24 protein-coding genes and 1 riboswitch are annotated in these 26,999 nt (G+C 71.8%); of the genes, 13 read left to right on the top strand and 11 right to left on the bottom strand.

Features of this window, described 5'->3' with window-relative positions:
• Position 1 precedes the first annotated feature (1 nt).
• On the top strand, positions 2-853 hold the full coding sequence (locus ENE75_RS13540) for a hypothetical protein (RefSeq protein ID WP_128198857.1): 852 nt from the start codon (positions 2-4) through the stop codon (positions 851-853).
• Here ENE75_RS13540 and ENE75_RS13535 read toward each other — a convergent pair.
• From ENE75_RS13535 to ENE75_RS13520, 4 genes are read right to left on the bottom strand one after another with little or no spacing between them, the layout of a single operon-like run.
• Positions 804-1,700, bottom strand: coding sequence for a cobalamin-binding protein (locus tag ENE75_RS13535; protein WP_128198856.1), 897 nt, complete (start codon positions 1,698-1,700; stop codon positions 804-806). The genes ENE75_RS13540 and ENE75_RS13535 overlap by 50 nt on opposite strands.
• Complete coding sequence (locus ENE75_RS13530) at positions 1,679-2,437, bottom strand: ABC transporter ATP-binding protein (protein ID WP_128198855.1); 759 nt, start codon at positions 2,435-2,437, stop codon at positions 1,679-1,681. The genes ENE75_RS13535 and ENE75_RS13530 overlap by 22 nt, the downstream gene beginning before the upstream one ends.
• On the bottom strand, positions 2,434-3,447 hold the full coding sequence (locus ENE75_RS13525) for a FecCD family ABC transporter permease (protein WP_128198854.1): 1,014 nt from the start codon (positions 3,445-3,447) through the stop codon (positions 2,434-2,436). Before ENE75_RS13525 ends, ENE75_RS13530 begins: the two co-directional genes overlap by 4 nt.
• Positions 3,448-3,460: 13 nt before the next feature.
• Complete coding sequence (locus tag ENE75_RS13520; protein ID WP_158288942.1) at positions 3,461-5,275, bottom strand: TonB-dependent receptor domain-containing protein; 1,815 nt, start codon at positions 5,273-5,275, stop codon at positions 3,461-3,463.
• A gap of 71 nt (positions 5,276-5,346) precedes the next feature.
• Positions 5,347-5,585, bottom strand: a riboswitch (cobalamin riboswitch).
• 6 nt (positions 5,586-5,591) lie between these two features.
• Between ENE75_RS13520 and ENE75_RS13515 the strand changes: the two genes are divergently transcribed.
• From ENE75_RS13515 to ENE75_RS13480, 8 genes are all read left to right on the top strand, one after another.
• The gene (locus tag ENE75_RS13515; RefSeq protein ID WP_128198852.1) at positions 5,592-6,356 is read left to right on the top strand and encodes a crotonase/enoyl-CoA hydratase family protein; all 765 of its coding nucleotides are present in this window, start codon (positions 5,592-5,594) and stop codon (positions 6,354-6,356) included.
• 105 nt (positions 6,357-6,461) lie between these two features.
• Positions 6,462-7,640 carry an SPFH domain-containing protein gene (locus tag ENE75_RS13510; protein ID WP_128198851.1) on the top strand — a complete coding sequence of 393 codons (1,179 nt, stop codon included), beginning with the start codon at positions 6,462-6,464 and terminating at the stop codon, positions 7,638-7,640.
• 65 nt (positions 7,641-7,705) lie between these two features.
• Entirely contained in the window at positions 7,706-8,962 is a 1,257-nt protein-coding gene (locus ENE75_RS13505) for a TFIIB-type zinc ribbon-containing protein (RefSeq protein WP_233259074.1), read from the top strand.
• 17 nt (positions 8,963-8,979) lie between these two features.
• Positions 8,980-9,282 (top strand): hypothetical protein, encoded by a 303-nt coding sequence (locus tag ENE75_RS13500; RefSeq protein ID WP_128198849.1) that lies wholly within the window; start codon positions 8,980-8,982, stop codon positions 9,280-9,282.
• 265 nt (positions 9,283-9,547) lie between these two features.
• Entirely contained in the window at positions 9,548-11,374 is a 1,827-nt protein-coding gene (locus ENE75_RS13495; protein ID WP_128198848.1) for an extracellular solute-binding protein, read from the top strand.
• Positions 11,375-11,380: 6 nt separating this feature from the next.
• The gene (locus ENE75_RS13490; protein WP_128198847.1) at positions 11,381-12,421 is read left to right on the top strand and encodes a microcin C ABC transporter permease YejB; all 1,041 of its coding nucleotides are present in this window, start codon (positions 11,381-11,383) and stop codon (positions 12,419-12,421) included.
• Positions 12,422-12,465: 44 nt separating this feature from the next.
• Entirely contained in the window at positions 12,466-13,524 is a 1,059-nt protein-coding gene (locus ENE75_RS13485; protein ID WP_128199139.1) for an ABC transporter permease, read from the top strand.
• Entirely contained in the window at positions 13,521-15,122 is a 1,602-nt protein-coding gene (locus ENE75_RS13480; protein WP_128198846.1) for an ABC transporter ATP-binding protein, read from the top strand. The genes ENE75_RS13485 and ENE75_RS13480 overlap by 4 nt, the downstream gene beginning before the upstream one ends.
• A gap of 140 nt (positions 15,123-15,262) precedes the next feature.
• On the opposite strand, the gene ENE75_RS13475 is transcribed toward ENE75_RS13480, so the two are convergent.
• Positions 15,263-15,904: a riboflavin synthase subunit alpha gene (locus ENE75_RS13475; protein ID WP_128198845.1), complete on the bottom strand. Its 642-nt coding sequence runs from the start codon at positions 15,902-15,904 to the stop codon at positions 15,263-15,265.
• A 39-nt stretch (positions 15,905-15,943) separates the two neighbouring features.
• Here ENE75_RS13475 and ENE75_RS13470 point away from each other — a divergent pair, with 39 nt between their 5' ends.
• Genes ENE75_RS13470 through ENE75_RS13460 form a run of 3 tightly spaced genes read left to right on the top strand, consistent with a single transcriptional unit; the run spans position 15,944 to position 20,300 of the window.
• Entirely contained in the window at positions 15,944-17,173 is a 1,230-nt protein-coding gene (locus tag ENE75_RS13470; protein WP_128198844.1) for a cytochrome P450, read from the top strand.
• A gap of 5 nt (positions 17,174-17,178) precedes the next feature.
• Positions 17,179-18,354, top strand: a complete 1,176-nt coding sequence (locus tag ENE75_RS13465) for a DNA alkylation repair protein (RefSeq protein ID WP_233259073.1) — start codon at positions 17,179-17,181, stop codon at positions 18,352-18,354.
• The gene (locus ENE75_RS13460) at positions 18,306-20,300 is read left to right on the top strand and encodes a diguanylate cyclase domain-containing protein (protein WP_128198843.1); all 1,995 of its coding nucleotides are present in this window, start codon (positions 18,306-18,308) and stop codon (positions 20,298-20,300) included. Before ENE75_RS13465 ends, ENE75_RS13460 begins: the two co-directional genes overlap by 49 nt.
• On the opposite strand, the gene ENE75_RS13455 is transcribed toward ENE75_RS13460, so the two are convergent.
• From ENE75_RS13455 to ENE75_RS13445, 3 genes are all read right to left on the bottom strand, one after another.
• Positions 20,212-20,574, bottom strand: coding sequence for an ArsC family reductase (locus ENE75_RS13455; protein ID WP_128198842.1), 363 nt, complete (start codon positions 20,572-20,574; stop codon positions 20,212-20,214). The two genes, ENE75_RS13460 and ENE75_RS13455, sit on opposite strands and share 89 nt — an antisense overlap.
• Complete coding sequence (locus ENE75_RS13450; RefSeq protein WP_128198841.1) at positions 20,575-21,075, bottom strand: hypothetical protein; 501 nt, start codon at positions 21,073-21,075, stop codon at positions 20,575-20,577.
• A gap of 78 nt (positions 21,076-21,153) precedes the next feature.
• Positions 21,154-22,437: an NAD(P)/FAD-dependent oxidoreductase gene (locus ENE75_RS13445; RefSeq protein WP_128198840.1), complete on the bottom strand. Its 1,284-nt coding sequence runs from the start codon at positions 22,435-22,437 to the stop codon at positions 21,154-21,156.
• A gap of 68 nt (positions 22,438-22,505) precedes the next feature.
• Here ENE75_RS13445 and ENE75_RS13440 point away from each other — a divergent pair, with 68 nt between their 5' ends.
• Complete coding sequence (locus ENE75_RS13440) at positions 22,506-23,387, top strand: N-formylglutamate amidohydrolase (protein ID WP_233259072.1); 882 nt, start codon at positions 22,506-22,508, stop codon at positions 23,385-23,387.
• 24 nt (positions 23,388-23,411) lie between these two features.
• Here the strand turns inward: ENE75_RS13440 and ENE75_RS13435 are convergent, their stop codons facing one another.
• From ENE75_RS13435 to chlG, 3 genes are read right to left on the bottom strand one after another with little or no spacing between them, the layout of a single operon-like run.
• A complete protein-coding gene (locus tag ENE75_RS13435) occupies positions 23,412-24,620 on the bottom strand; it encodes a geranylgeranyl diphosphate reductase (RefSeq protein ID WP_128198839.1) in 1,209 nt (402 codons plus the stop codon).
• Positions 24,617-25,969 (bottom strand): BCD family MFS transporter, encoded by a 1,353-nt coding sequence (locus tag ENE75_RS13430; protein WP_128198838.1) that lies wholly within the window; start codon positions 25,967-25,969, stop codon positions 24,617-24,619. The genes ENE75_RS13435 and ENE75_RS13430 overlap by 4 nt, the downstream gene beginning before the upstream one ends.
• The gene (gene chlG / locus ENE75_RS13425) at positions 25,966-26,913 is read right to left on the bottom strand and encodes a chlorophyll synthase ChlG (protein ID WP_128198837.1); all 948 of its coding nucleotides are present in this window, start codon (positions 26,911-26,913) and stop codon (positions 25,966-25,968) included. Before chlG ends, ENE75_RS13430 begins: the two co-directional genes overlap by 4 nt.
• Between the last annotated feature and the right edge of the window lie 86 nt (positions 26,914-26,999).

Genomic DNA, 26,999 nt, shown 5'->3' with positions numbered 1-26,999 from the left:
GATGAACGACCCTTCCGACCTCCGCCGCCGCCTGGCCCGCCGCGTGGCCGAGGCCCACGCGCCGCTGTCGCCCTGGCTGGGCCTGGTCTCGGGCTCCACGGTGGAGGACGCGGCCGACGCGCGCTCAGACGTCGACATGAGCCTGCTCTTCGAGACCCTGCCGCCGGAAGAAGCGCTGCGCCGCGCGTGCGCCGGCGCCGGCGGCGAACCCTGGCACTGGCAGGTCGGCGCCTTCGACGGCAGCGGCGCCGTGGTGGCCTTCCGGCTCGAAGGCATCGAGACGCAGATCGCCTACGGCAGCCGCGCCAACTTCGAGGCCGAACTGGACCAGGTGCTGCTCCGGCACGACCCCGACACGCCGCTGCACAAACTCTGCGAAGGCGTGGCCAAGGCCGAGCCGCTGGCGGGCCATGCCGCACTTGCGGCGGCACAAGTGCGCGTGCGCGACTTTCCCGAGGCCCTGGGCCGCGCGATGGCCGCCCACTGGCTGGGCCAGCTCACCCCTTGGCGGGCCATCGCGCAGATCGTGCACCGCGACGCCCTGGTCTGGAGCCGCGAACTGCAGGTGCAGGTCGCCCACCGCCTGCTCGGGGCGCTGGCGGGCCTGAACGGCTGCTACTTCACGACCTTCCAGTTCAAGCGCATGGGCCGCTTCGTCGACGGCATGGCCTGCAAGCCACCGGCCTTCACGGCCCGGCTCGAAGCCGCGTTGATGACGCCGCCGGACATCGGATTTGCCGCCCTGCACACACTGGAGGCGGAGGTGACGGCACTGGTGGCCGCGCGCTGGCCCGACCTGGACCTCAGCGCGGTGCGCCAGCGGCACGCCGCGTTCGCACCGCCTCCAGGCTGACGCAGAGCTCGCGCACGCCGTCGGCCATGCGGTCGGTGGCGCGGTGCAGGGTGTCGGGGTTCACCGTCAGCAGCGCCGTGTCCTGCAGGCTGCGCAGGCGGCGCCAGCGGTCCAGGCCATCGGGCTTGCCGGCGGCCAGGCGGCCGGTGATGATGGCGTCGGGCTGTGCGGCCAGCACCGCCTCGGCCGCCACCTGCGGCACCAGCTGCGGCAGGTCGGCGAAGACGTTGCGCGCGCCGCACAGGGCCAGTGCCTCGCTGATGGGGTGGGCGCCGTTGACGGTCATCAGCGGCTCGGCCCAGATCTGGTAGACCACACGCAGCGGCGGGCGCTGGGCGTAGGTGGTGCGCAGCGCCGCAAGTTCACCTTCGAAAGCGGCCGCGCGCGCCTCGGCCGCCGCCTCGGTACCGGCCAGGCGGCCAAAGGCGCGCAGCGTCGTCGCGATGTGCGCTAGGTCGCGCCCGGCGCTGCTGAACACCGGCAGACCGGCGGCACGCAGACGCGCCAGCTGCTGCGGCGCGCTGCCGTTGGCCCAGACCACCACGAGGTCGGGCTTCAGCGCGACGATGCGCTCCAGATCCAGCCGCACCGCGTCGCCGATGCGCGGCAGGCGTTGTGCCGCCTCGGGGTAGTCGCTCCAGTCCGACACCGCCACCACGCGGCTGCCGGCGCCGGCGGCGAACAGCAGCTCGGTCAGGTGCGGTGCGATGCTGACGATGCGCTGCGCCGGCGCCGGCAGCACCAGCGCGGCACCTTCGTCGTCGACAAGGCGGATCTCTGCGCGCGCCGCCGTGGCCAGCGCCAGCAGGACGGCGACGCACAGCGTCAGGCCGGCACGAACAGCCATTGCCCCCCCAGGTTCACCCGCTGCAGCGCATGGCCGAAGGCGGCCGACAGCACGGGTTCGGTCATCACCTCGGCCACCGCCCCCGCGTGGTGGCCGCGCGGGCCGAGCACCAGCGCATGGGTCGCGAAACGCGCCGCCAGGTTCAGGTCGTGCACCGACAGCACCACCAGCCGCCCCTGCGCCTGGACCAGCGCCTGCAGGTGGCGCAGCAGCAGCAGCTGGTGGTGCAGGTCCAGGTGGGCCAGCGGTTCGTCCATCAGCAACGCCAGCGGGTCCTGCGCCAGCAGGGCGGCGATGGCCACGCGCTGGCGTTCGCCGCCGGAGAGTGTCAGCACGTCCCGGTCGTCGAAGCCGGCGAGGTCCGCCGCCGCCAGTGCGGCACGGGCGATGCGGCGGTCGTCCTCGCCCTCCCAGGCCCAGCGTGCCAGGTGCGGGTGTCGGCCGATGAGCACAAGGTCCAGCACGCTGGCGGCGAAGCTGTCGACCTGGGCCTGCGGCAGCAGGCCGCGCAGGCAGGCGGCCTCGCCGGGTGGCCAGCCAGCGTAGGGCCGCCCGCCCAGGCGCAGCGCGCCGGCGTCGGGCGCGCGCAGCCCGGCCAGCGTGTGCAGCAGCGTGGTCTTGCCGCTGCCGTTGGGGCCGACGACGGCCCAGAGCTGGCCGCGAAGCAACGTGAGGTCCAGCGTGTCGACCAGCGTGCGCGCGCCAGCGATCAGACCGAGCCGTTCGACCTCGATCATGGCCGCCCTCCGTGCCGCAGCAGCAGCACCAGGAAGCTGGGCACGCCCAGCAGCGCGGTGATCACACCCACCGGCAGCTGCGTGGGCGCCACCACCGTGCGCGCCAGCGTGTCGGCCAGCAGCAGCAGGCTGCCACCGGCGAGCACACAGCCCGGCAGCAGCACACGCTGGTCGTTGCCGAACAGCAGGCGCAGCGCATGCGGCACCACCAGGCCGATGAAGCCCACGCTGCCGGCGGTGGTGACGGCCACCGCCGCGGCGGCCGAGGCCAGCAGGTACAGCCACCGCCGCAGCCCGATCACCCTCACCCCCAGCGACGCCGCCGCCAGCGGCCCGCGCAACAGCACGTTGAGCTGGCGGGCCAACGGCCAGGCCAGCGCCAGCAGCACCGCCAGCGCCGCCAGCGGCCACCCCGGCGACCCGGCACCGGACAGGTCGCCCGCCAGCCAGAACAGCATGCCGCGCAACTGCGCCTCCGGCGCCAGCGACAGCATCAGCGTCACCACCGCCGTCCAGCCGGCGGCCAGCATCACGCCGGTGAGCAGCAGGCGCGGCGCGGTGTCGTGCGCGCCTGGCGCGGCCAGCCGCGCCAAGTCGCGGTGGGCGATCGCGAACACGAGCACGATGGTCAGCAGCGCACCACCAAAGGCGCCTGCCTGCACCGCCCAGGCGCCCACACCCAGGCCCAGGCCGAGCCACATCACCGCCAGTGCACCCGCCGCGGCGCCGCCGGAGATGCCCAGCACGTAGGGGTCGGCCAGCGGGTTGCGCAGCAGCACCTGCATCAGCGCACCGGCCAGCGCTAGAAGGCCGCCGGTGGCAAAGGCTGCGCCGGTACGCGGCAGGCGCAGCGCATGCAGTACTTCCGCCTCGGGCGAGGCGTCGGGGGTGAACAGCAGGCCCGGCAGGGCCAGCGGGTCGATGACCACCGAGCCGCTGGCCAGCGCCACGGCCCAGGCCGCCGCCGCGAAGGCGAGCAGTCCGGTCCAGATGCGCAGTGCGCGGCCCATGCCCGACCCTCGGTCAGTCCATCTGCCAGTGCAGCGCCAGCACGGCCTTGCGTCCTGGCGCGTCGTAGCCGCGCACCAGGGTATAGGCGCGGTCGGCCAGGTTGTCGATGCGCGCCGTGAGCGCCCATTGCGGCGCCACCGCCCAGCGTGCCTGCAGGTTCAGCAGACCGTAGCCGGCCAGGGTGTCGGTGTTGGCCGCGTCGTTGAAGCGGGCGCCCACGGCGACCGCCTCGATGCCCGCCTGCCAGGCCCCACCCCGCCACTCCAGCCCGGCGCTGCCGAAGCGCCCGGCCCGGCGCACCAGGCGGCCGCCGGTGTCGGCGTTCTCCGGCGTCTGCCAGGTGGCCTCCGCACGCGCGGCCCAGGGCCCGGCAGCCCAGCGCGTGCGCAGCGTCAGCCCGCGGATGCGCGCGCGGCCCACGTTGTCCACCGAGGTGAAGCTGTCGTTGATGGCGATGAGGTCGCGGATGCGGCTGTCGAAGGCGGTGGCGTCCAGCCGCCACGCGCCGGCCTGGTGGTGCAGGCCGAGCTCGCCGCTGCGCGAGCGCTCCGGCGCCAGGCCCGGGTTGCCCTGGTAGCCGAACTGCAGCGGGTAGTACAGGTCGTTGAAGCTCGGCGCCTTGAAGGCCGTGCCGGCCGCGGCGGTGAGGCGCCAACCGGGCGCCAGCGTCCAGGCCCAGCCCAGGTTGCCGGTACCGTGGCCGCCGAACTGCGAATCGTCGTCATGGCGCAGCGCCAGCTGCAGGCGGTGGCCGGTGGCCAGGTCCCCGCTCCAGCCGGCGAACAGGCTGGCCACGCGGCGCGTGGTCTGCGTGAAGGCGGTGTCGCTGTCCACCTGCTCGCGCCGCCATTCCACGCCGGCCACGGCGTCGCCGCCGGCCAGCGCGACGGCGTGCTGCCAGCTGGCCTGGTCCTGTTCGGTGCGGAAACTGCCGGGGAAGCTGCCGTCGGTGCGCAGGCTGTCCTGCCCGCGCGCCAGCCGCAGCGTGCTCGTCCAGCCAGGGGCCAGCTGGTCGCGGCTTTCCAGCGCGAGGGTGGCCAGGCGCTGGCGGTTGAGGTCGTCCACGCCCGGGCCGGCGTCGAAGTGCGCACGGGTGTCGGCCAGCGTCAGTCGCGCGGCCAGGGTGTGGCCGGGCGCGCGGTCGTGCTCCAGCACCGCGAAGCCGCTGGTATTGCGGTAGGGGTCGCGGTCGGCGTTGTAGGAGAAGGGGTTGTCGGGGTTGGTGGCAGAGCCGGCATCGGTGGCGTGCCACGAGGCGCCCAGCGACATCCGTGTGGCGCCGCTGGCCCGGCCCCAGCGCACGGCGGCGCGGCGCGTGGCCTCGCTGCCCACGCCCAGATCCACCGCCAGCCCGTCGGCCTGGCGCGTGAAGACCTGCACCACGCCGCCGATGGCGTCGGCCCCGTAGAGCCCGCTGGCCGGGCCGAGCAGCACCTCGATGCGCTCGATCTGGTCCGGCGCCAGGTGCTCGAAGGCGTTGGTGCCGGTGGTGGCGGAATGGACGCGCACACCGTCGATCAGCAGCACCACGTGGTTGGCGTTGCTGCCGCGCAGGAACAAGCCCACCGGCTGGCCGGGGCCACCGTTGGCGGCCAGTTCCAGGCCGGCTTCGCGCTGCAGCAGCTGTGCCAGGCCGTCGGCACCGGCGGCGGCGATGCGCTCGCGCGGGATCACGCGCAGCTCCAGCGGCGACTGGTCCTCGGCCTGCGGCACGCGCGCGGCCGTGACCACCACCACCGGCGGGGTCGTCTGGGCATGCAGGGGGAACGACGAGATCAGGCTGCCGCAGGCCGCGGCCGCCAGCGAAAGGCGAACAGGAAGCTTCACGATGACTCCGGCCGACAGCGTCCCCGCAGCGGCATGGGTGGCGAACAGCACCGCCGCACCGGGGTGCGACGAAGCCCTGCGCTCCGCAGGCCGGTATCCGGGCTCGCAGGCCGGGGAGGCATCCCCCCCGGGGGCCGCCGCCTTCCCAGGTTGCGAACAACCCAGTGGCGTGCTGGCGGCCTTGCGCCTGCTCACCGGTGCGGGGGCAGCGCAGGAGTGCTCCCACGGGTTCGAACCGCGGGCCGTCACCTGCTTCCCGTTCAACCTTTGGCCAGCCATGGCCGCAGGCACCTGGAGCGAGGGGCATGATACGCGCATGACTGTCCAGACCCTGACGAAGGATCACGTCCGTGTGATCACGCTCGACCGCCCGGAGCGGCGCAACGCGGTGGACGGCCCCACCGCCGCCGCGCTGCGCGCCGCGTTCGAGGCCTTCGAGGCCGACGGCGACGCCCGCGTGGCCGTGCTCACTGGCGCCGGCGGGCACTTCTGCGGCGGCGCCGACCTGAAGGCCCTGGGCGACCCGGCCACGCGCAACGCGCTGGACCCGGACGGCCATGGTCCGATGGGGCCGACGCGCATGGTCTTCAGCAAACCGGTGATCGCCGCCGTGGAGGGCTACGCCGTGGCCGGCGGGCTGGAGCTGGCGCTGATGGCCGACCTGCGCGTGGCGGCGCAGGGCGCGGTGTTCGGCGTCTTCTGCCGCCGCTGGGGCGTGCCGCTGATCGACGGCGGCACGGTGCGCCTGCCGCGCATCGTCGGCCAGGGCCGGGCGCTGGACCTGATCCTCACCGGTCGCGCGGTGCCGGCCGACGAGGCACTGGCCATGGGCCTGGCCAACCGCGTGGTGCCCGACGGCCAGGCGCTGGCCGCGGCGCTGGACCTGGCGGCGCAGATCGCGGCCTTTCCGCAGCGCTGCATGAACGCCGACCGCGCGTCGGCGCTGGCGCAGTGGGACTGGCCGCTGGACGAGGCACTGCGCCGAGAGGGCCGCGGCGGGCAGGCGGTGGTGTTCGCCGAAGGCCTGGGCGGCGCGGCGCGGTTTGCCGCCGGCGCCGGGCGGCACGGCGGCGCCGCATAGCCCCCCCGCAGCCCGCACCCGACCGCCTCACCCGCTGGGCTATCCTCCGCCCACCTCATGTGACCCGGCGCGCACCCGCGCCACCGCAGCGAAAGGACACGCACCATGGGCCTCATCCAGGCAGCCAAAGGCGCCATCGGCGGCATGCTGGCCGACCAGTGGCTGGACTTCTTCACCGTGCCCGGCGGCCTGCCGCCCACGGCCGCGCTGTTCGCCGCGGTGCCGCAGGGCACGAATGCCGGGCGCGGGTCCAACACCAAGGGGTCGTCGAACATCATCACCAACGGCTCGCGCATCGTCGTGCCCGAAGGTTATGGCCTGCTGCTGATGCAGGACGGCGCCATCACCGCCTTCGTGGCCGAGGCCGGCGCCTACGAATGGCGGTCGGACGACCTGCAGTCGCAGTCCATCTTCAGCGGCGGCGGGCTGTTCGACGCGCTGATCCGCCAGAGCTGGGAGCGCTTCAAGTTCGGCGGCCAGCCCGGCGCGCAGCAGGCCGCGTTCTTCGTGTCGATGAAGGAACTGCCGGACAACCGTTTCGGCACGCAGTCGGAGATCTACTGGGACGACGGCTACCTCAACGCGCAGGTGGGCGCCCTGACCCGCGGCAGCTACACGCTGCAGATCGTCGACCCGATCCGCTTCGTCAAGAGCTTCGTGCCCGCCAGCTACCTGCAGCCCGGCCAGGTGTTCGACTTCACGGACATGGACAACGCCGCGGCCAGCCAGCTGTTCAACGAGGTCGTGAGTTCGCTGGCCCCGGCCTTCAGCCTCTACACCAACGACCCGGGCAAGGGCAACCGCATCACACGCATCCAACAGGATTCGATCGGCTTCGCCCAGAGCCTGTCGGACGCCGTGGAGCGCGCCTACCGCTGGCAGAGCGACCGCGGCCTGGTCATCGTCAAGACCGCCATCGTCTCCATCGAGTACGACGCCAACACGCGCGAACTGCTCAAGACCGTGCAGCGCGCCGACGCGCTGGCCGGCGCGCGCGGCAATTCGAACCTGCAGGCCTCGGTGGCCGCGGGCATGCAGGCTGCCGGCGAGAACGCCGGCCCGGGCGGCATCATGGGCATGGGCATCGCGGCGGGCAGCATGGGTGGCCTGGCCGGGCTGCAGCAGCCAGTGGCGCCGGCACCCGCGGTGGCACCCGCGGCCGCCGCCACGCCCGCGGCCGACGACCCCATCGCCCGCCTGACACGCGCCAAGCAGATGCTGGACGCCGGCCTGATCACCCAGGCCGACTACGACGCGGTCAAGGCCAAGGCGCTGGGGCTGTAGCGCCCACCCGCAGCATGGCGCACGACTCGCCGCCCCGCCCGACCGGGCCGGGCTCGCCGCAGGACATGCCGCCGGCCCCGGGCCAGCCGCCGCTGAGCGCGGAGGACCTGGGGCGCCTGCCCGAGCCGGTGCGCGACGAACTGCTCGCGCCCGACCCGGCCGTGATCGACACCGCGTCGAAAGAACTGCGCGACGGCGTCAACCGCTGCCCCAAGTGCGGCTCGACCGAAGTACGCCACCGCACCGGCAGCGACCGGCTGGTGTGCCTTTACTGTCGCCACGAGTGGGCCGCCACGCGGGTGGAGGAGGCCTTCGGGCTGGGCGAGGGCATTGCCGAACTGCGCGGCACGCAGATGGCCTCGGGCGCGCGCGACATCGACGCCGACGCCGAGGCCCTGCGCAGCTACAAGTGTGCCGGCTGCGGCGCCGAGGTGGTGATCAACACCGCCACCGCCATGACCGCACGCTGCCACTGGTGCCGCCACGTGCTGGGCGTCAACGAGCAGATCGACAACGGCGCCGTGCCCGACGCAGTGCTGCCGTTCCACATCACGAAGGACGACGCGGTGGCGCGCATCCGCCAGTTCGTCAACAAGCGGCGCCTGTTCGCGCTGAAGGCCTTCAAGGACGAGTTCACGCCGGAGAACGTGGTGGGCGTCTACCTGCCCTACATGGTGGTGGATGCGCGCGGCAGCGCCGACGCCGCCGGTGCCGGCGAGATCCAGACCCGGCGCTACACGCGCAAGGTGGGCAAGAGCAACCAGACCTTCTACGACGCCGACGTCTGGCGCGTGCAGCGCCACGTGGATTTCACGGTGGACGACCTGACGCTGGAATCCAGCGCCGAGCGCGGCAACCTGGACACGCGCCGCAACACGCACAACGTCATCAACACCATCCTGCCCTTCGACACGAAGAACGCGGTGAAGTGGAATGCCTCGTACCTGGTGGGCTACACGTCGGAGAAGCGCGACCGCGACGTGGCGCACCTGATGCCGCGGCTGCAGGACCAGATGCTGTCCATCGCGCGCGCGCAGATGGAGCCGTCGGTGGCGCGCTACAACCGCGGCGTGCGCTGGGAGCAGGAGCGGCTGAACCTGCAGGGCACACGCTGGGTGGCGATGTACCTGCCGGTGTGGCTGTACGCCTACCAGGAACCCGGAAAGGGCGGCGGCCTGCTGCACTACATCGCCGTCAACGGCCGCACTGGCGAGACCATGGGCAGCGTGCCGGTGCAGCAGTGGAAGCTGCTGCTGGCGGCGCTGAGCATCGGCACGGTGGTGGAAGCGCTGGCGCTGTGGTTCATCGCGAACGCGGGCTGATCGGCGGGAGGCCAGGCATGGACAACAACGACGGCATCCTCTTCCTGCTGGCCCTGGGGCCGGCCAGCGCCGCAGGCTTCTACTGGGCCATCTACCGGCACTACCGCAACACCGACAAGTCACACGCCTTCGAGCGCGAGACGGCAGTCGAAGTGCTGACGCTCGGCGGCAGCGAACTCGACCGCAAGGTCGACGAGGTGCGCGGCACCAAACGCACGCGGATCGACGGGGACAACGTGGCGAACCACCGGGTGCGGGTGCGGTCGATGCCCGGCAGCGGCAACGCTCGTGACCTGGCTGCCGACGGGACCACGGTGTGAAGCTGAGTCCGGGCGCCCGCGGCCGGCTGCGGTGCTGGCACCAGAGGTTTCACTGAGGCGCGCGTTTTCGTGGCCGATTCCGGGCGACACTCCGCGCTCGCTGCCCAACCACCTGGAACCGGACTTGCCCGACGTGCCCCGCCCCCAGACTCTGCCGAATGGCCTGAGGCGCCGCGACGCGCTGCGGGCCGCGTCGTTGCCAGCGCTGGCGATCTGGCCGTTTGGCCACGCGTGGTCCGCCGGGGACACCAGTTCTGACGATGGGGTGACGCAGGCGCCCATCGTCACCGGGCGCTGGGTGCATGCACTGTGCGCCTTCGGTGAGCCCCGCTACCCTGCCGACTATCCGCACCGCGGCTACGTCGACCCGGCTGCGCCCAAGGGCGGCACGCTGCGGCTGTCCAACGGCGACCGCCGCTCCAGCTTCGACAAGCTGAACATGTTCACGCTCAAGGGCAATGCGCCCATCGGCGTGGCCATGTTCATGGTCGAGACCCTGTGCGAGTTCTCGATGGACGAGCCGGCCTGCCTGTACGGGCTGCTGGCCGAGTCGATGATGGTCTCACCCGACCTGTCGACCTTCACGCTGCGGCTGCGGCCCGAGGCCCGTTTCTCCAACGGTGACCCGGTGCTCGCTGCCGACGTGGTCGACAGCGTGAAGCGCCAGCAGGGCCCGCAGGTCCAGCCCACGTATGCCTCGCCGTTGGCCGTGCTGAGTGGGGTCGAGGCACTGGATGCCCGCACGGTGCGCTTCCACCTGAAGGAGCGCACCCTGGACGCCGTGTTCAACGTCGGCATGACCTGGGTGTTCTCGCGCAAGTGGGGCGAGGGCAAGCCGCTGAAGGACATCGTCGACGAGGCCCCGATCGTCAGCGGCCCCTACCTGGTCGACAAGGTCGAGATGCCCAGCCGCATCGAGTTCCGCCGCAACCCGGACTACTGGGCACGCGACCTGCCGGTGCGGCGCGGCTTCTTCAACTTCGACCGCATCGCCTACAACCTGTACAACGACACCGCGGTGCGGCGCGAGGCTTTCAAGGCCGGCGACTTCCACATCCTGCGCGAGATGTCGTCATCGGCCTTCGAGCGACTGCATGCGGGTGCCAAGTGGCGCGACGGCCGCATCGTCAAGCGCGTCTGGCCCACCGACCACGGCAGCATGCAGCAGTCGATGAACTTCAACCTGCGGCGCCGCAAGCTCCAGGACATCCGCGTGCGCGAGGCGCTGATGCGCGCCTGGGACTATGAGGCCATGGACAAGCGGCGCGCCTTCGTGCGCTGCAACAACCAGTTCAACAACTCGCCGTTCGCCGCGGAGGGCCTGCCCTCACCAGCCGAACTGGCCCTGCTCGAGCCCTTCCGCAGCGAACTGCCGGCCGCCGTCTTCGGCCCCGCCTTCCGCGCGCCGGTGAACGACCCGCCGCCGAAGCTGCGCGAGAACCTGAAGATCGCCGCGCAACTGCTCACCGACGCCGGCTGGGTGGTGGGGGCCGACGGATTCCGGCGCAATGCCCAGGGCGAGGAACTGACGCTGGAGTACCTGCTGCCGTCCAAGCCATCGGGCTCATCGCCGTTCAGCGTGAACCTGCGCAAGCTGGGCGTGAAGTACACGGAGCGCCAGGTCGACTTCGCGATCTACCGTCGGCGCCTGCTGGAGACGCGCGACTACGACCTGATCGTCATCGTCGAGGGCAACTTCACGCTGCCCAACGCAGCCGACCTGCACCAGATCCACCACTCCAGCGGTGCCGACGCGTCCGGCAGCTACAACTTCCGCGGCGTCAGGAGCCGCGCGGTCGACGACCTGATCGACCGCATCGCGCGTGCCAGGACGATGGACGAGCTGACCGCGGCCTCGCGCGCGCTGGACCGCGTGATCATGTGGAACCACTGGCAGATCCCTCAGCTTTACAGCCCGACCGAGCGAACCTCGTACTGGAACCGGTTCGGCATCCCGGCCACGCAGGCGCGCTACTTCCAGATCGACAGCATCCCGGATTCGCACAGCAACCCCTGGCCGCTGTGGTGCTGGTGGGACCTGGCCTCCGACGCCCGGCACCTGCGAGGCTCAGCACCAGCCGCCAAGGTCTGAACACTCATGTTCGCCTACATCGTCAAACGCATCCTGTTGATGGTGCCCACCTTGTTGGGCGCGCTGACGATGACCTTCGTCGTCATCCAGTTCGTGCCCGGCGGCCCCGTCGAGACGCTGATGGCCGAGGCCTCGGCGGGTGCCAATGCCGATGGTGGGGGCGGCGGCTACCGCGCCAGCCGCGAGGTGGAGGCCGAACAGATTGCAGAACTGAAGCGGCTCTATGGCTTCGACAAGCCCGCGCACGTGCGTTACGTCGAGATGGTCGGCAACTTCCTGCGCTTCGACTTCGGCCGCAGCTTCCTGCAGAACAAGGACGTGTGGACGCTGCTCAGGGAGAAGCTGCCGGTGTCGATCAGCCTGGGGTTGTGGACCTTCTTCATCTCCTACCTGATCTCGATCCCGCTGGGCATTTCGAAGGCGGTTCGCGAAGGCACGCGCTTCGATACCGTGACCACGCTGCTGGTGCTGGTGGGCTACGCGGTGCCGGGTTTCGTGCTGGGCGTGCTCCTGATCGTCGTGTTCGCCGGCGGCACGTTTCTCGACTGGTTCCCGCTGCGCGGCCTGGTGTCGGACAACTGGTCGGAGCTGAGCTGGCCGGCGCGCATTGCCGACTACTTCTGGCACCTGACGCTGCCGCTGACGTGCCTGGTCATCGGCAGCTTCGCGGTGCTGACGATGTTGACCAAGAACACCTTCGTCGAGGAGATGCGCAAGCAGTACGTGCTGGTGGCGCGCGCCAAGGGCCTGAGCGCACGAAAGGTGCTCTACAAGCACATCTTCCGCAACGCGCTGATCCCGCTGGTCACCGGCTTCCCGGCAGCCTTCATCGGCGCGTTCTTCGCCGGCTCGGTGCTGATCGAGACGCTGTTCTCTCTCGATGGCCTGGGCCTGTTGGCCTACGAATCGGTGCTGCGGCGGGACTACCCGGTGGTGCTGGGCTCGCTCTACCTGTTCACGCTGATGGGCCTGGTCGTCAAGCTGGTGGCCGACCTGCTGTACGTGGTGGTCGACCCGCGGGTGCAGTTCGGGAGCGCGGGGCGATGAGCGCGGAGTCGTCCACCGCCGCCGTTGACGCTGGCGGCCCGACCATGGCACCCGCCGCGCCTTCGCCGGCCGTGCGCGGCTTCACGCCGCAATCGCCGGGCCGGCGGGCCTGGGCGCGCTTCAGGCGCCACCGGCTGGGCTACATCTCGCTGTGGCTGTTCGGGCTGCTGCTGGTGCTGGCCACCGCCGCGGAGCTGTTTGCCAACGACAAGCCCTTCGTCGCCCGCATCGACGGCCAGACCTGGTTCCCGGTGTTCGACAACCCGCCCGAGACGGCCATCGGCGGCGACTTCCAGACCCCCACCGACTGGAAGGACCCGTTCGTGGTCGACCTGTTGGCCAGGCCGGGCAACTTCTCCATCGCCGCGCCGATCCCGCATTCGGCCGACAGCATCGACTACTTCGCGAAGGACCCGCCACCGGCCGCACCGAACGCAAAGAACTGGCTGGGCACGGACAACCAGGGCCGCGACATGCTGGCCCGGCTGATCTACGGCTTTCGTGTGAGCATCTGGTTCGCGATCGCACTGACGCTGGCCGGCACCCTGCTGGGCATCGTGATGGGTTCGATCATGGGCTACTTCGGCGGCCGCATCGACCTGACGCTGCAGCGGCTGATCGAGGTCTGGGGGGCGATTCCCGAACTGCTGCTGCTGATCATCTTCGCATCGATCTTCCAGCCATCGATCGCGCTGCTGCTGATCCTGCTGAGCCTGTGGGGCTGGATGGGGCTGTCTGACTACGTGCGCGCCGAGTTCCTGCGCAACCGTGGCCTCGAGTACGTGAAGGCCGCACGCGCGCTGGGCCTGGGCCCGTGGCAGATCATCTGGCGCCACGTGCTGCCCAATTCGATGACGCCGGTGATCACCTTCATCCCGTTCCGCATGAGCGCGGCCATCCTGGCGCTGACCTCGCTGGACTTCCTCGGCCTGGGCGTGCCGGCGGAAGTGCCGTCGCTGGGCGAACTGCTGCAGCAAGGCAAGTCGGCGCTGGACGCCTGGTGGATCATCGTGCCGACCTTCCTGCTGCTGACCGTGACGATGCTGCTGCTGACCTTCGTCGGCGACGCGCTGCGTGACGCATTCGACACCCGCAAGTCATGAGCGACGTGCCCGACCGCCCCCTGCTGTCGATCGAACACCTGTGCGTGCGCTTCGGCGACAGCGAGGTGGTGCGCGACGTGTCTTTCCAGATCGCGCCGGGCGAGAAGTTCGCGCTGGTGGGCGAGTCCGGCTCAGGCAAGTCGGTAACCGCCCTGTCCGTCCTGCGTCTCGTGGACGCCGCCACCACCACGGGCCGCATCGTCTTCGACGGCGAGGACCTGATGCTGCGGCCCGAGCCGAAGATGCAGGCCCTGCGCGGCAGCGACATCGGCATGATCTTCCAGGAGCCGATGACCGCGCTGAACCCGCTGTACCGGGTCGGCAACCAGATCAGCGAGGTCGTGCGCCTGCACGAGGGGCTGTCGCCGGCGGCAGCCCACGAACGCGCCGTCGAGCTGCTGCGGCGCACCGGCATCCCGGAGCCCGAGCGCCGGGTGAACGCCTACCCGCACGAGCTCTCAGGCGGGCAGCGCCAGCGCGCCATGATCGCGATGGCGCTGGCCTGCAAGCCGCGCCTGCTGATCTGCGACGAGCCGACCACGGCTCTGGACGTGACCATTCAGGCACAGATCCTGGACCTGCTGGACGAACTGCAACGCGACATGGGCATGGCGCTGCTGTTCATCACCCACGACCTGAACCTGGTGCGCCGTTTCACGCACCGGGTGGGCGTGATGGAGCGCGGCGTCCTGGTGGAAACCGGACTCACGGCAGAGGTCTTCGCCCAACCACGGCATGCGTACACGCGCCGGCTGCTGGCCGCGAAGCCGCAGCGAAACGTGCTGCCGCTGCCGGCCGACGCGCCGGTGCTGCTGCGCATGGATCGCACCGCGGTCCGTTTCAGGATCCCCATCGGCTGGTTCCGGCACCGGGACTTCCATGCGGTGCGCGACACGACGCTGCAGCTGCGGCGTGGCGAGACATTGGGCATTGTCGGCGAGTCCGGCTCCGGCAAGACCACCCTGGGCATGGCCCTGCTGGCGCTGCAGCCCATTGCCTCCGGCCAGATCGAGCTCGGCGGCCAACGCATCGATACCGCCGACCGGGCCACGCTGCGCCGCATGCGCCGGCGCATGCAGGTCGTGCTGCAGGACCCCTTCGCGTCGCTGTCGCCGCGCATGACCGTCGGTCAGATCGTCGGCGAAGGTCTGGCCCTGCACCGTCCCGACTGGTCCGCCGACGAGCGGCGCGAACGTGTGCTGGCGATGCTCGACGAAGTCGGCCTCGGCGAACGCCATGGCGTCACCGGCGTGCTGAACCGCTACCCGCACGAGTTCTCCGGCGGTCAGCGACAGCGCATCGCGATCGCGCGTGCCGTCGTCCTGCAGCCGGAACTCCTGGTGCTGGACGAACCCACGTCGGCACTGGACGTGTCGGTGCAGCAGCAGGTCCTGGCCCTGTTGTCCGACCTCCAGCAACGCCATGGGCTGAGCTATCTCTTCATCAGCCACGACCTGGCCGTCATCCGCGCGATGGCACACCGGGTGATGGTCATGAAGGACGGCGCGGTGGTGGAGTCCGGCGAGACGCTGGCCCTGTTCGAGACGCCACAGGCGAGCTACACGCGTGAACTGATCGCGGCGGCCCACCTGGTTTGAAGCATCGTGCCGGCGGCGGGCCGGGCAGCCTGGAGCGGGCCGGGTTCGAGCGTCCTGTTCACGCCACCAAGCAGCACCGGCGCGGTGTTGCGGGCCTGTGCGTGCCCGTCGTCGCGCCGCAACGGCCCGGGCAAGACCGTTCAGGCTGCCTGGCCGTGCCCCAACCGCTCCGCCAGCACCCGCTCCACCGTGTCCACGATCACCTGCGTCTGGCGGTCGATCTCCAGGTGCACGGCATCGCCGACGGCCTTGTCGCCGAAGGTCGTCATGCGCAGCGTCTCGGGGATCAGCCAGACCTCGAACCAGCCGCTGCCGTCGGCCTCGCGGGCGCACTCGGCCACCGTCAGGCTGGCACCGTTGACGGCGATGAATCCCTTGGGGAAGACGTAGCGCATCCACGGCGCCGGCACCGCGAAGCGCAGCACGCGGTTGTTCTCCGGCGTGCGCAGCGCCGCCAGCGTGGCCGTGGTGTCCACGTGGCCCGACAAGATGTGGCCGCCCACCTCGGCGCCGGTGACGAAGCTGCGCTCGACGTTGACGCGGCCGCCTTCCTGCAGCGCGCCCAGCGTGGTCAGCGACAGCGTCTGCTGCATGACGTCGAAGTGCGCCGCATCGCCCGCCACCTGGGTCACGGTCAGGCAGCAGCCGTCCACCGCCACGCTGGCGCCCACCTGCAGGCCAGCGGTGAAGCCCGCCGGGCACTGCAGCACGATCTGGCGCAGACCCGGCTGCGCGGTGATGCGGGCGGCGTTGGCCACGCCCTGGACGATGCCGGTGAACATGCGGAGATGATAGGCGCCCGGCCGCGCCTAGACTGCCGCATGCACGACACCGACGACAGGGGCGCGGCACTGGCCCGCGACTTCAGCCTGGCCAACCCGCCGCCTGGGTTCATCGACCACCCGGCGCCGTTCTGGGCCGCCCTGCGACGCCACGCCCCGGTGCACCGGCTGGACGAGCGCAGCGTCTACCTGACGGCCTACGACGACGTGCTGGCGGTCTATCGCAGCGCCGCCGTCAGCAGCGACAAGCAGCAGGCCTTCGCACCGGTGTTCGGCACCGGCGCGCCGCTGTACGCGCACCACACCACCAGCCTGGTGTTCAACGATCCGCCGCGCCACACGCGGGTGCGGCGCATCCTGATGGGGGCGCTGAACCAGCGCGCCATAGCGCGCATGGAGGCCGGCGTGAAGGCGCTGGTGGACGACCTGCTCGACGTGCTGGCCGGCGAGCCCGCGCCCGACCTGATCGCGCACTTCGCCGCGCAGATCCCGGTGGAGGTGATCGGCAACCTGCTGGCCATTCCGCGCGGCGACCGCGGCCCGCTGCGTGGCTGGTCACTGGCCATCCTGTCGGCGCTGGAGCCGGCGCCGTCGGCCGCCGTGCAGGCCGCGGGCAATGCGGCGGTCACCGAGTTCCTGGACTACCTGCGCATGCTGGTGGCCGAACGCCGCGCCCAACCCGGGGACCCGGAGGTGGACGTGCTCACCCGGCTGATGCTCGGCGACGCCGAGGGTGCACTCGACGAAGCCGAGCTGATGCACAACTGCATCTTCCTGCTCAACGCCGGCCACGAGACGACGACCAACCTGATCGGCAACGGCGCCTTGCTGCTGATGACGCACCGCGACCAGCTCGCACGTCTGCTGGCCGAGCCGGCGCTGATCAACCCGGCGGTGGAGGAACTGTTGCGGCTGGAAAGCCCGATCCAGATCAACAACCGGCTGACCACGGAGGCCGTGCCGCTGCCGTCGGGCACCACGCTGCCAGCGGGTACCTTCGTGCACCTGGCCATCGGCGCGGCCAACCGCGACCCGGCCGTGTTCGCCGACCCGGACCGGCTGGACATCACCCGCAGCCCCAACCACCACCTCGCCTTCGGCCAGGGTGCGCACGCCTGCTCGGGCATGAACGTGGCGCGCATGGAGGCACGCATCGCACTCGGCCGGCTGTTCCAGCGCTTCCCGCGGCTGGCGCCGGATGGCGAGCCGGTGCGCGACCGGCGGCTGCGCTTCCGCGGCTTCTCGCGGCTCCCGGTCCGCCTGGGGTGAGCGCCGTGGAACCGTTCAAGAACCTGCTCAACCCGGCCCTGGTGATGCGCATGGCGCAGCACCTGCAGCGGGCGCACCGTCGTTTCGACGCGCCGGGTTTCACGGCCCTCGCCATCGCCGGTCTGGAAGACCTGGAGATGAAGGCGCGTGCGATGCAGATCGCCAGCGCGCTGGAAACCACGCTGCCGGCCGACTTCGACCGCGCCTGCGGCGTGCTGGAGGCCGCCTTGGCTCCGCCCTGGCCGGGCGACCGCCTGGGCAGCGACGACCCCTGCCGCGACGGCCTGGAAGGCTGGGCGCTGTGGCCGGTGGGCGAGTTCGTGGCCCGCCGCGGCGGGCACGACGTGCCCAGGGCGCTGCAGGCGCTGCACGCCGTCACGCAGCGCTTCAGCGCCGAGTTCGCGATCCGGCCCTTCATCGTGCAGGCGCCCGACACCGTGTTCGCCACCCTGCAGCGCTGGACCAGCGACCCCAGCGCCCACGTGCGCCGCCTGGTCAGCGAAGGCAGCCGCCCGCGCCTGCCCTGGGGCATTCGTCTGCAGGCGCTGGTGGAGGACCCCGCGCCGACGCTGCCGCTGCTGGCCGCGCTGCAGGACGACCCCAGCGAGTACGTGCGCCGCAGCGTGGCCAACCACCTCAACGACATTGCCAAGGACCACCCGGACGTGGTGGTCGACTGGGTGACGCGGCACCGGCCAGGCGCATCGGCGGCGCGGCTGGCGCTGCTGCGCCACGCCAGCCGCAGCCTGGTCAAGGCAGGACACCCCGGCATGCTGGCCGCCTGGGGCCTAGGCCATGCGTTCAAGGGCCGGGCCGCGCTGCGCCTGGGCGCCACGCACTGCCGGCTGGGTGAACACCTGCCGTTCAGCCTGACCTTGGCGTCCACCGCAAAGCGGCCACAGGCCCTGGTGGTGGACTACGCCGTGCACCACGTGAAGGCCGACGGGTCACGTCGGCCCAAGGTCTTCAAGGGCTGGACGCTGACCCTGGCTCCGGGAGAGACCCGCGTGCTCGAGCGCCGGCACCCGCTGAAGGTGGTGACGACACGGCGCTACCATCGGGGCCGGCACGCCCTGGATCTGCGCCTCAACGGCCAGGTGGTGGCGCATGCCGAGTTCGAACTCGAGATCGAATGCATCGATCCTCCATCACCCGCGGGGCGCGCCGGTTCGCGGCCCTGAGCATCGTCGTGCTGCGCCTGGCCGGGCTCGGCCTGGGCGTGGCGTGGCCATGGCTGCCCGCATCGGCCAACGACGCGGCGGCCACGCTCGATCGCGCCGAGACGCAGGTGCGGATGGACCCGGCGCTGTCGGCCCGGCTGGCGCAGCAGGCGCTGGCGAGCCTGGGCGACCAGGGCGATGCGGACCTGCGCGTTCGCGCCCTGCTGCTGCTGTGCGAACACCTGTCGGAACGCGACAGCGCCGCAGCGCGGGACCGGCTGGCCCAGGCGCGGGCGCTGCTGCCGCAGGTGCGCCAGCGAGCCCTCTCCGCTCGGGCCTACAACTGCGAAGGTGAACTGGAAAACCTGGCCGGCCAGGGTGCTGCCGCGCTGAGGCTGTTCGAACTGGCGGTGGCCGCCGCCGAGCGGGCGCAGGACGACGCCGCACTGGCCGAGGCGCTGTACCAGCGGGGCTACCTGCGAGGGGTGCGCGGGGAGTTCTCCGGCGGACTGACCGACCTCGACCGCGCCGCCACGCTGTTCGACCGCCTTGGGAAGGTGGAGATGCGCACGACCACGCAGAACAGCATCGCCACCGTCTACAACCGCATGGGCGACGCCGAGCAGGCGCGCCGCTACTACCGCATGACGCTGCAGGAACAGCAGCGCACCGGCCTCAAGCGCGAGCTGGTGGTGACCTGGCACAACCTGGGGCGCGTGAACGAGCAGCTGGCCGACTGGCCGGCGGCCGACGAGGCCTTCCACCAGACCCTGGCGCTGGCGCGCGAACTGCGCTACGCGCGTGGTGAGGCCTATGGCCTGCGCGGCCTGGCGGCGCTGGCCAACGCGCGCGGCAACCCCGCGTCGGCCTTGCAACACCTGGACGCGGCCGAAACCCTGCAGCGCGGCGTGGCCGACGAAAGGCTGCGCGGTCAGATCCTGCTGCAGCGCGGCGTGGCGCTGCGCAGCCTGGGACGGACGGCCGACGCCAGGCAGGCTCTGCTGGAGGCCCTGCGCATCTTCGAACAGGCCGAGTCGGCGCGCGAGCGGGCCCAGGCGCACGATGCGCTGGCGGCGCTGCACGCGGCACAGGGCCAGTGGCGCGAGGCCTATGCGCAGCTGGAGGCCTTCAAGCGCCTGTCGGACGGCCTGCTGCAGCGCCAGGTGGACGAGCGGTTCGCCGCGCTGAAGCTGCAGGTGGACCGCAGCAGCGAGGCACAGCACCTGCGCCTGCTGCAGCGCGAACAGGACGCCACGGCGCATGCGCTGGCGCAGGAGCGCCTGGCCGGGCAGCTGCGCAACGGCGCCATCGTCGTCGGCGTCATCGCGGCCGCGCTGCTGGCCGGGCTGGCCTGGCGGCTGCGGCGCGTGGGCCGGGCCATGCAGCGGCTGGCCCACACCGACGAGCTGACCGGCCTGCCGAACCGGCGCGACGTGCTGGCGCGGCTGGACGCGATGCTCGCCCGCGGCACCCGCAGCGCGCTGCTGATCATCGACCTCGACCACTTCAAGCGCATCAACGACAGCCACGGCCACCCGGCGGGCGACGCGGTGCTGCGGGCCGCCGCCGAGGTGCTGCGCGCCGAAGGTGCGCCCCCGGCCGCCGCCGGCCGCCTGGGCGGCGAGGAGTTCGTGCTCGTGCTGCCCGGCGTGGACGAAGCCGGCGCCTGCGCCGTGGCCGAGCGCATCCGCGCTGCGGTGGCCGCGCTGGACCTGGGCGCCGTGGTGCCTGAAGGCCACGTCACCACCAGCGTGGGCCTGACGCTGGGCCAAGCGGGTGACGACATCAGCGCCCTGCTGCGCCGTGCCGACCGCGCGCTCTACCTGGCCAAGGCGCGTGGCCGCAACCGGGTGGAGGTGGTCAGGGCGGACGAGGAACTCAGCGCCGAAGCGTCGCCGCCGGCGGCCACGACGCCGGATCGAAGCCCACCGTCGTCACCGACCCCCAGGCCACGACCGGCCGCTTGATCACGCTGGGCTGGGCCAGCATCAGCGCGCGCGCCGAGGCACGGTCCACCACCGCGTCCCGCGTGGCGTCGTCGAGCCTGCGCCACGTGGTGCCCTTGCGGTTGAGCAGCGCCTCCCAGCCCAGGGTGTCGAGCCAGGCGTCGAGCGGATCGGCCGGCACGCCGGCCTTCTTGAAGTCATGGAAGGCGGCGTCGATGCCGTGGTCCGCCAGCCAGGCGCGGGCACGCTTGACGGTGTCGCAGTTGGGGATGCCGTAGAGGGTGACGCGGGTCATTCACTGATCGTAGTCGTCCTTCGCGTCGCACTCCGGGTCGGGTGCGAAGGACGCATCATTCACCCGCCCATCGTCGCCGATCGAGGCCTGGAACCACAGGCAGAACGGCGAGTCATGGCGCCAGGACCACACTTGCCCGCCCTGCCGTCCGCCACTTCGTACGTGGCTGGCGCGGCCCAGGGTGCGCAGCAGTTCGTCGGTGGTCATGCCCGGCAGGCTGCCCTGCACGCGCTCCAGATTCCGCCAGTCCAGCACCTGGCGCCACACGGCCACCCGGCCCTGGGCGTCGAGGTCCACCATCCAGGTCTCGCGGCCGGCCGGGCCGAGGGCGTACTCCAGCCGCGTGCCCGCGTCCAGCGCGTAGCGCCCGGTGGGCGCGCCCCAGCGTTGGGTGAGGTCGGCTTCGCTGATCCCGCCTTGCAGCGGCGTCAGCCCGGGGCCGGCGCAGGCCGACAGCAGGGCGGTCAGCAGCACCGGCAACATCGAGAGTGAGCGCGTCATGGTTTTCAGCATACGCGCGCGGCCAGCCGCCCATTCCCGGCAGGGGCAAGCCGACGCGTCACGCCGTCGAACGCGTCGTCAGACGCCGAGCCGGTCGCGCAGGTCGTACCAGAGCGCGCCCAGTGCCGTCAGCGGCACGCGCAGCAGCCGGCCGCCCGGAAACGGGTGGTGCGGCAGCCGCGCGAAGGCGTCGAAACGCTCCGCCTGGCCGCGGATGGCCTCGCCCAGCACGCGCCCGATCAGGTGCGTGTAGGTCACGCCGTGACCCGAACAGCCCTGGGCGTAGTAGAGGTTGTCGGCCAGCCGCCCCACCTGCGGCAGGCGCGAGAGCGTGAGCAGGAAGTTGCCCGTCCAGCCGAAGTCGATGCTCACGTCGGCCAGCTGCGGAAAGGTCTTCAGCAGCTTGGGCCGCACCAGGGCCTCCACGCGCGCCGGATCGCGCGCGCCGTAGATCACGCCCCCGCCGTAGAGCAGCCGGCCGTCGGCCGACAGGCGGAAGTAGTCGAGCAGGAAGTTGTTGTCCTCCACGCAGCAGTCCGACGGGATCAGCTCGGCCGCCCGCGCGCCGAGCGGTTCGGTGGCGACCACCTGCGTGCCGCAGGGCATGCTCTTGGCGGCCAGCGCCGGCTCCAGCCCGCCCAGGTAGGCGTTGCCTGCCAGCACCACCCAGCGCGCCTTCACCTGGCCCTGTGCCGTGTGCACCACGGCCGGGTCGCCGCGCTCGATGCGCACGACGGCCGAGCCTTCGTGGATGCGCCCGCCCAGCGACTCCAGCGCAGCCGCTTCGCCCAGCGCCAGGTTCAGCGGGTGGATGTGGCCGCCGGTGGGGTCGAACAGCAGCGCGCTGTAGCGGTCGGTGGCGACGAAGCGGCGCACGTCGGCCTGGGTGTCGTAGAGCTGCAGGCCCGGATGGCCCCAGCGTTGCCACAGTGCCTGGTGCTCGGCGAGTTGCCGGATCTTGTGGCCGCCGATCGCCGTGTAGGCGCCGCCGTCCTTCAGGTCGCAGGCGATGCCGTACTTCGCCACCCGCTCGCGGATGATGGCCGCGCCCTCGAACATCATGCGCCCCAGCGGTTCGGCGGTCTCCCGGCCGTAGGCCGCCTCGATGACGTCGAGGTCACGCGAAAAGCTGTGCACGATCTGCCCGCCGTTGCGGCCGGACGCCCCCCAGCCCACCTGCGCGGCCTCCAGCACCACCACGCTCAACCCCGCCTCGGCCAGTGCCAGGCCGGTGGACAGGCCCGTGTAGCCGGCACCGACGATGCAGACATCGGCCTGCGTGCTGCCCTGCAACGGCAGGCGCGCCGGCGCTGGGTTGGCACTGTGCGCGTAGTACGAGGGGGCGTGGGCCGGCAGGGTCATCGGGGGGTCCGAGGCGGAGGTGCGGCCACGATAATGCACTGGAGACTGCCGACCACCGGAGCACCGCCTTGGACCCCCACGTGCTTGCCCTGCACGGCCCGCGCCCGCCCGAGGCGCCGGCCTTCCCGATCGTGCTCGATTCACCGCACAGCGGTTTCCGGGTGCCCGCCGACTTCCGCCCGGCCGTCGAGCCGCGCGCGCTGCGCGACGGCGAGGACTGCTTCGTCGACGAGCTCTTCCTGCCGGCGTCGAAGATGGGCATCCCGCTGCTGGCGGCGCAGTTCGCGCGCACCTACATCGACGTCAACCGCCACGTGGCCGACATCGACCCGCGGCTGATGGCCGAGCCCTGGCCGCACCCCACGGTGGACAGCGGCAAGGCCGCGCTGGGCAAGGCCCTGGTCTGGCGCACGCTGAAGGACGGCCGGCCGATCTACGACCGCGCACTCAGCGTCAAGGAAGTGCTCGCGCGCATCGAGCGTTACCACCGGCCCTACCACGACACGCTGTGGGAACTGCTGGCCAACGCGCACACGCGTTTCGGCGTGGTCTACCACCTGAACTGCCATTCGATGGGACCGATGACCTCGGTCGAGTTCGATGGCGTCGATGGCAAGCCGCGGCCGGACTTCGTGCTCGGCGACCGCGACGGCAGCACCTGCGAACCGGCGTTCACGAATTTCGTCGCCGAGTTCCTGCGAGGGGAGGGTTACGAGGTGGCGCTGAACCACCCGTTCAAGGGCGTGGAACTGGTGGCCGCCTACAGCGACCCGCCGGCCGGCCGCCACAGCCTGCAGCTGGAGATCAACCAGCGTCTGTACATGGACACGCAGACGCTGGAGAAGCACGACGGCTTCGCCAAGCTGCAGGCGCGGCTGATGCACCTGCTGCAGGCGCTCGGCGAACGCTTCGGCTACGCGCAGACGATGATCCGCCCGCGGCGCAGCTGAGCGCCGCGCGTCCGGCCCGGCCGATCAGACGCGCGCCAGCCCCAGCAGGTGCGCCACGTCCTTGGCGAAGATGCGCAGGTGGGCCATCGGCTTGCGCCGCACCAGGCGCTTGTTCATGTAGGCGTCGAAGGTGAGCTGCTGCACATCCTTGTCGCGGCAGATGCTGACGAAGCGTTCGCGCAGACGGTCGCTGCGGTACCAGAACCACTGCATCACGCCCAGCACCCAGAACACGCGGCCATGCTCGCGCATGAAGCGCTTGCGCGCCTGCTTGAGGGCGCGCGCATCGCCGCTGCGCACGTAGGCCACCGCCGCCTCGGCCGCCAGCCGGCCGCCGAGCATGGCGTAGTAGATGCCTTCGCCGGAGGCCGGCGCCACGACGCCGGCGGCGTCACCGGCCAGCACGACGTGCCGGCCATCGTCCCATCGCGGCAGCGGCTTGAGCGGGATGGGCGCGCCTTCGCGCCGGATCGTGCGCGCGTCGGCCAGGCCGGCGGCATCGCGCAGGCGGCCGACGGCCGAGCGCAGCGAAAAGCCCTTGTCGGCGCTGCCAGTGCCCACGCTCATCGTCGGCCCGTGCGGGAACACCCAGCCGTAGAAGTCGGGCGAGAGGCTGCCACGGTAGTAGACGTCGCAGCGCGACGGATCGACGTCGGCGCCGGCGCTATCGGGCGCAGGGGTCTGGATGATCTCGTGGTAGGCGAAGACGAACTTGCCGCGGTCGGCCCCGCGCACCGTCTGCTGCGCCACCGCCGAGCGGGCGCCATCGGCGCCAATGACGCTGCGCGCGCGCAGCGTGAAGGGCGCGCCGCTTTCCGGGTCCTCGGCCTGCAGCGTGCAGGGGCCGTTCTCGGGGCTGTCGATCTGTCGGAACAGGCCGCGTCGGCGCACCGCGCCCGCATCGGCCGCGCGCACGCGCAGCCACTCGTCGAAGACCTCGCGGTCCACCAGGCCGACGAAGCCGTTCTCGATCGGGATGTCCACCTTCTGGTCCGCTGGGGAGATCATGCGGGCGCAGCGCGCATGCGCCACCAGCAGCGATTCCGGGATGTCGAAGTCGCGGATCAGCCGCGGTGGGATGGCGCCGCCACAGGGCTTGATGCGGCCGTCGCGGTCCAGCAGCAGCACGCTCAGGCCCTGGCGAGCCGCGTCGTGCGCTGCGGTGGCGCCCGCCGGGCCGCCACCGACGACGACGAGGTCCCAGACCGATTCGGCAGTGGGTACGTGATTCATGGCATCGGCTCCGGTTGTTGCGGCGTGCCTAACGGCAGGCCGCGCGGGGATGGGCCGCCCACCGGCGGACGGTGACCGCGCGCGGCGATGCCGGCAGCAAACAGGAACATGGCCATCTCGAAGGCGAAGACGCCGGCGTAGGCGGTGGCGGCGTCGTGCAGCAGCCACTGCGCCAGATCGCTGGCCGCGGTGCCCAGCAGGCCGCCCAGCCCGAAGGCCACGCCCTGCGCCGCGCCCCACAGGCCCATGCGCACGCCCTCGCGGCCGCGCCCGTCGGCGCCAGCCAGTTGCATCATGGCGCCGATGGCGGCAATGGAGAAGGCGCCATTGGCCACGCCAAGCAGGAAGACGTTGGCGCGGAAGGGCCAGGCGGTGCCAAAGAGGCCCGCGGCCACCAGGCCACCCATCGCCAGCGCCGAGGCCACGCAGCCGCCCACCGTCCACGCGCGCAGGCTGCCGAGCGACAGACCGCGCCACTCGCGGCCGGCCATCGCCGCCATCAGCATGCCCATCAGTACACCGCCGTGCTGCAGGCCCGACAAAGACGTCGACTCGCCCGGCGTGTAGCCCAGCACCGCGCCGGCAAAGGGCTCGAGGATCAGGTCCTGCGCGCTGTAGGCCAGCATCGACAGGAACACGAAGACGGCGAAGCGGCGCGCCGCCGGATCGGCCCAGACCTCGGCCAGCACGGCGCGGAAGCCAGGCTGCAACGTGGCGGTGTCCTGGGTCGTCGGCGGCGGCAGCGGCGTGCCGTCCTCCAGCCGCCACAGCGCCAGCGCCGTCACGAGGCAGGCCGCCAGTGCCACGCCGCTGGTCACGGCCACCAGCCGTGCCGGCGAATACGGGTCCAGCAGTTGCCCGGCCACGCCGGCGGTGACGGCAAAGCCGACGATCATCATCAGCCACACCACGGTGGCCGCGCCAGCGCGGCGCTGCGGCGCCACGCGCTTGGCCAGCAGCGCCAGCAGCGAGGTGCCCGCCGCGCTGACGCCCAGACCGATGAGCAGGAAACCCACCACCGCCAGCGCGATGCCGGCGGCGGCCTGCGTGGCCATCCAGGCCGTGGCCGCCGCCGCCAGCACGGCTCCGAGGGCCAGCACGAGCATGCCACCGAGGATCCACGGGCTGCGGCGCCCGCCGACATCACTGCCATGGCCCATGCGCGGCCGCGTGACCTGCACCGCGTAGTGCAGCCCCACCAGCAGGCCCGGCAGCAATGCAGGCAGCGCCAGTTCCACCACCATCACGCGGTTGAGCGTGGAGGTGGTCAACACCACGATGGCGCCCAGCGCCGCCTGCACCAAGCCCAGGCGCACCACCTGCGCCCAGCCGAACCCCTGCACGCTCATCCTGCACCTCCGGCGGCCAGGCCACGCAGCGCGAAGGCGCTGACCATCATGCCGCTGACAAACAGCGGCACGCCGAAGCCGCTGTACCAGAGCGCCTGGGCGCGCGGGTCGGCCAGGAAGCGCCGCATCATCAGCATCTGCCCGACCAGCAGGGCGCCCACGCCGGCGGCGTGCCAGGGTGTCTGCCAGCGCAGCAGCAGGCCTATGACCACCGCCTGCGGCAGCAGCATCGTGGCCGCGGCCATGCGCGCCGCACCCTGCACCCCCAGCCGCACCGGCAGCGAGCCGATGCCCATGCGGCGGTCGCCCTCGATGGCCTTGAAGTCGTTGAGCGTCATGATCCCGTGTGCACCGAGGCTGTAGAGCAGTGCCAGCGCGATGGACCGCAGGTCGGGCATCACGCCGCCGGCCATCACCGCCGCGCCGGTCAGCCAAGCCAGGCCTTCGTACGACAGGCCGCAGGCCGCGTTGCCCCACCAGCCGTTGCGCTTCAGGCGCAGCGGCGGCGCGCTGTAGGCCCAGGCCAGCAGCAGGCCCAGCACCGCCGCGCCGAAGCCCCAGGGCCCCAGCGCGGTGGCCACCGCCAGCGAGAGCCCGGTCCACAGCCACGCGATGGCCAGCCCCCAGCGGCCCGGCATGCGCCCCGACGGGATCGGGCGATGCGGTTCGTTGATGGCGTCGACGTGGCGGTCGAACCAGTCGTTGATGGCCTGGCTGGTGGCGCACACCATCGGCCCGGCCAGCAGGATGCCCAGCAGCAGCAGGCCCCAGTGGCCCGACAGCGGCACGCCGGAGGCGACCACGCCGCAGGCGAAGGCCCACATCGGCGGGAACCAGGTGACCGGCTTGAGCAGTTCCGCCACGGCGGACAACGACGGCCGGCCATTGCCGCCGACACCGCGCAGCAAGGGTTCCACACGCGGGGAACGGCCTGACACCTGCATGCAGGCATTCTTTGATTGACACCCGCAGGTGTCAAGCTGTATTTACACCAGGATCGTCAGCTGCCGATGACATCGGCGGCGACCAC

This window comes from Rubrivivax albus (assembly GCF_004016515.1).
In the GTDB taxonomy this organism is placed as follows: Bacteria; Pseudomonadota; Gammaproteobacteria; order Burkholderiales; family Burkholderiaceae_C; genus Rubrivivax; species Rubrivivax albus.
The sequence above is the reverse complement of the archived record's forward strand: the minus strand, read 5'-3'. Positions and strand labels throughout refer to the sequence as shown.

Bases quoted from the DNA above. Each gene is read 5' to 3' on its own strand.
- ENE75_RS13540 (WP_128198857.1), top strand. From the start codon at position 2: ATGAACGACCCTTCCGACCTCCGCCGCCGCCTGGCCCGCCGCGTGGCC.
- ENE75_RS13535 (WP_128198856.1), bottom strand. From the start codon at position 1,700: ATGGCTGTTCGTGCCGGCCTGACGCTGTGCGTCGCCGTCCTGCTGGCG.
- ENE75_RS13530 (WP_128198855.1), bottom strand. From the start codon at position 2,437: ATGATCGAGGTCGAACGGCTCGGTCTGATCGCTGGCGCGCGCACGCTG.
- ENE75_RS13525 (WP_128198854.1), bottom strand. From the start codon at position 3,447: ATGGGCCGCGCACTGCGCATCTGGACCGGACTGCTCGCCTTCGCGGCG.
- ENE75_RS13515 (WP_128198852.1), top strand. From the start codon at position 5,592: ATGACTGTCCAGACCCTGACGAAGGATCACGTCCGTGTGATCACGCTC.
- ENE75_RS13510 (WP_128198851.1), top strand. From the start codon at position 6,462: ATGGGCCTCATCCAGGCAGCCAAAGGCGCCATCGGCGGCATGCTGGCC.
- ENE75_RS13505 (WP_233259074.1), top strand. From the start codon at position 7,706: ATGCCGCCGGCCCCGGGCCAGCCGCCGCTGAGCGCGGAGGACCTGGGG.
- ENE75_RS13500 (WP_128198849.1), top strand. From the start codon at position 8,980: ATGGACAACAACGACGGCATCCTCTTCCTGCTGGCCCTGGGGCCGGCC.
- ENE75_RS13490 (WP_128198847.1), top strand. From the start codon at position 11,381: ATGTTCGCCTACATCGTCAAACGCATCCTGTTGATGGTGCCCACCTTG.
- ENE75_RS13485 (WP_128199139.1), top strand. From the start codon at position 12,466: ATGGCACCCGCCGCGCCTTCGCCGGCCGTGCGCGGCTTCACGCCGCAA.
- ENE75_RS13480 (WP_128198846.1), top strand. From the start codon at position 13,521: ATGAGCGACGTGCCCGACCGCCCCCTGCTGTCGATCGAACACCTGTGC.
- ENE75_RS13475 (WP_128198845.1), bottom strand. From the start codon at position 15,904: ATGTTCACCGGCATCGTCCAGGGCGTGGCCAACGCCGCCCGCATCACC.
- ENE75_RS13470 (WP_128198844.1), top strand. From the start codon at position 15,944: ATGCACGACACCGACGACAGGGGCGCGGCACTGGCCCGCGACTTCAGC.
- ENE75_RS13460 (WP_128198843.1), top strand. From the start codon at position 18,306: ATGCATCGATCCTCCATCACCCGCGGGGCGCGCCGGTTCGCGGCCCTG.
- ENE75_RS13455 (WP_128198842.1), bottom strand. From the start codon at position 20,574: ATGACCCGCGTCACCCTCTACGGCATCCCCAACTGCGACACCGTCAAG.
- ENE75_RS13450 (WP_128198841.1), bottom strand. From the start codon at position 21,075: ATGACGCGCTCACTCTCGATGTTGCCGGTGCTGCTGACCGCCCTGCTG.
- ENE75_RS13445 (WP_128198840.1), bottom strand. From the start codon at position 22,437: ATGACCCTGCCGGCCCACGCCCCCTCGTACTACGCGCACAGTGCCAAC.
- ENE75_RS13435 (WP_128198839.1), bottom strand. From the start codon at position 24,620: ATGAATCACGTACCCACTGCCGAATCGGTCTGGGACCTCGTCGTCGTC.
- ENE75_RS13430 (WP_128198838.1), bottom strand. From the start codon at position 25,969: ATGAGCGTGCAGGGGTTCGGCTGGGCGCAGGTGGTGCGCCTGGGCTTG.
- chlG (WP_128198837.1), bottom strand. From the start codon at position 26,913: ATGCAGGTGTCAGGCCGTTCCCCGCGTGTGGAACCCTTGCTGCGCGGT.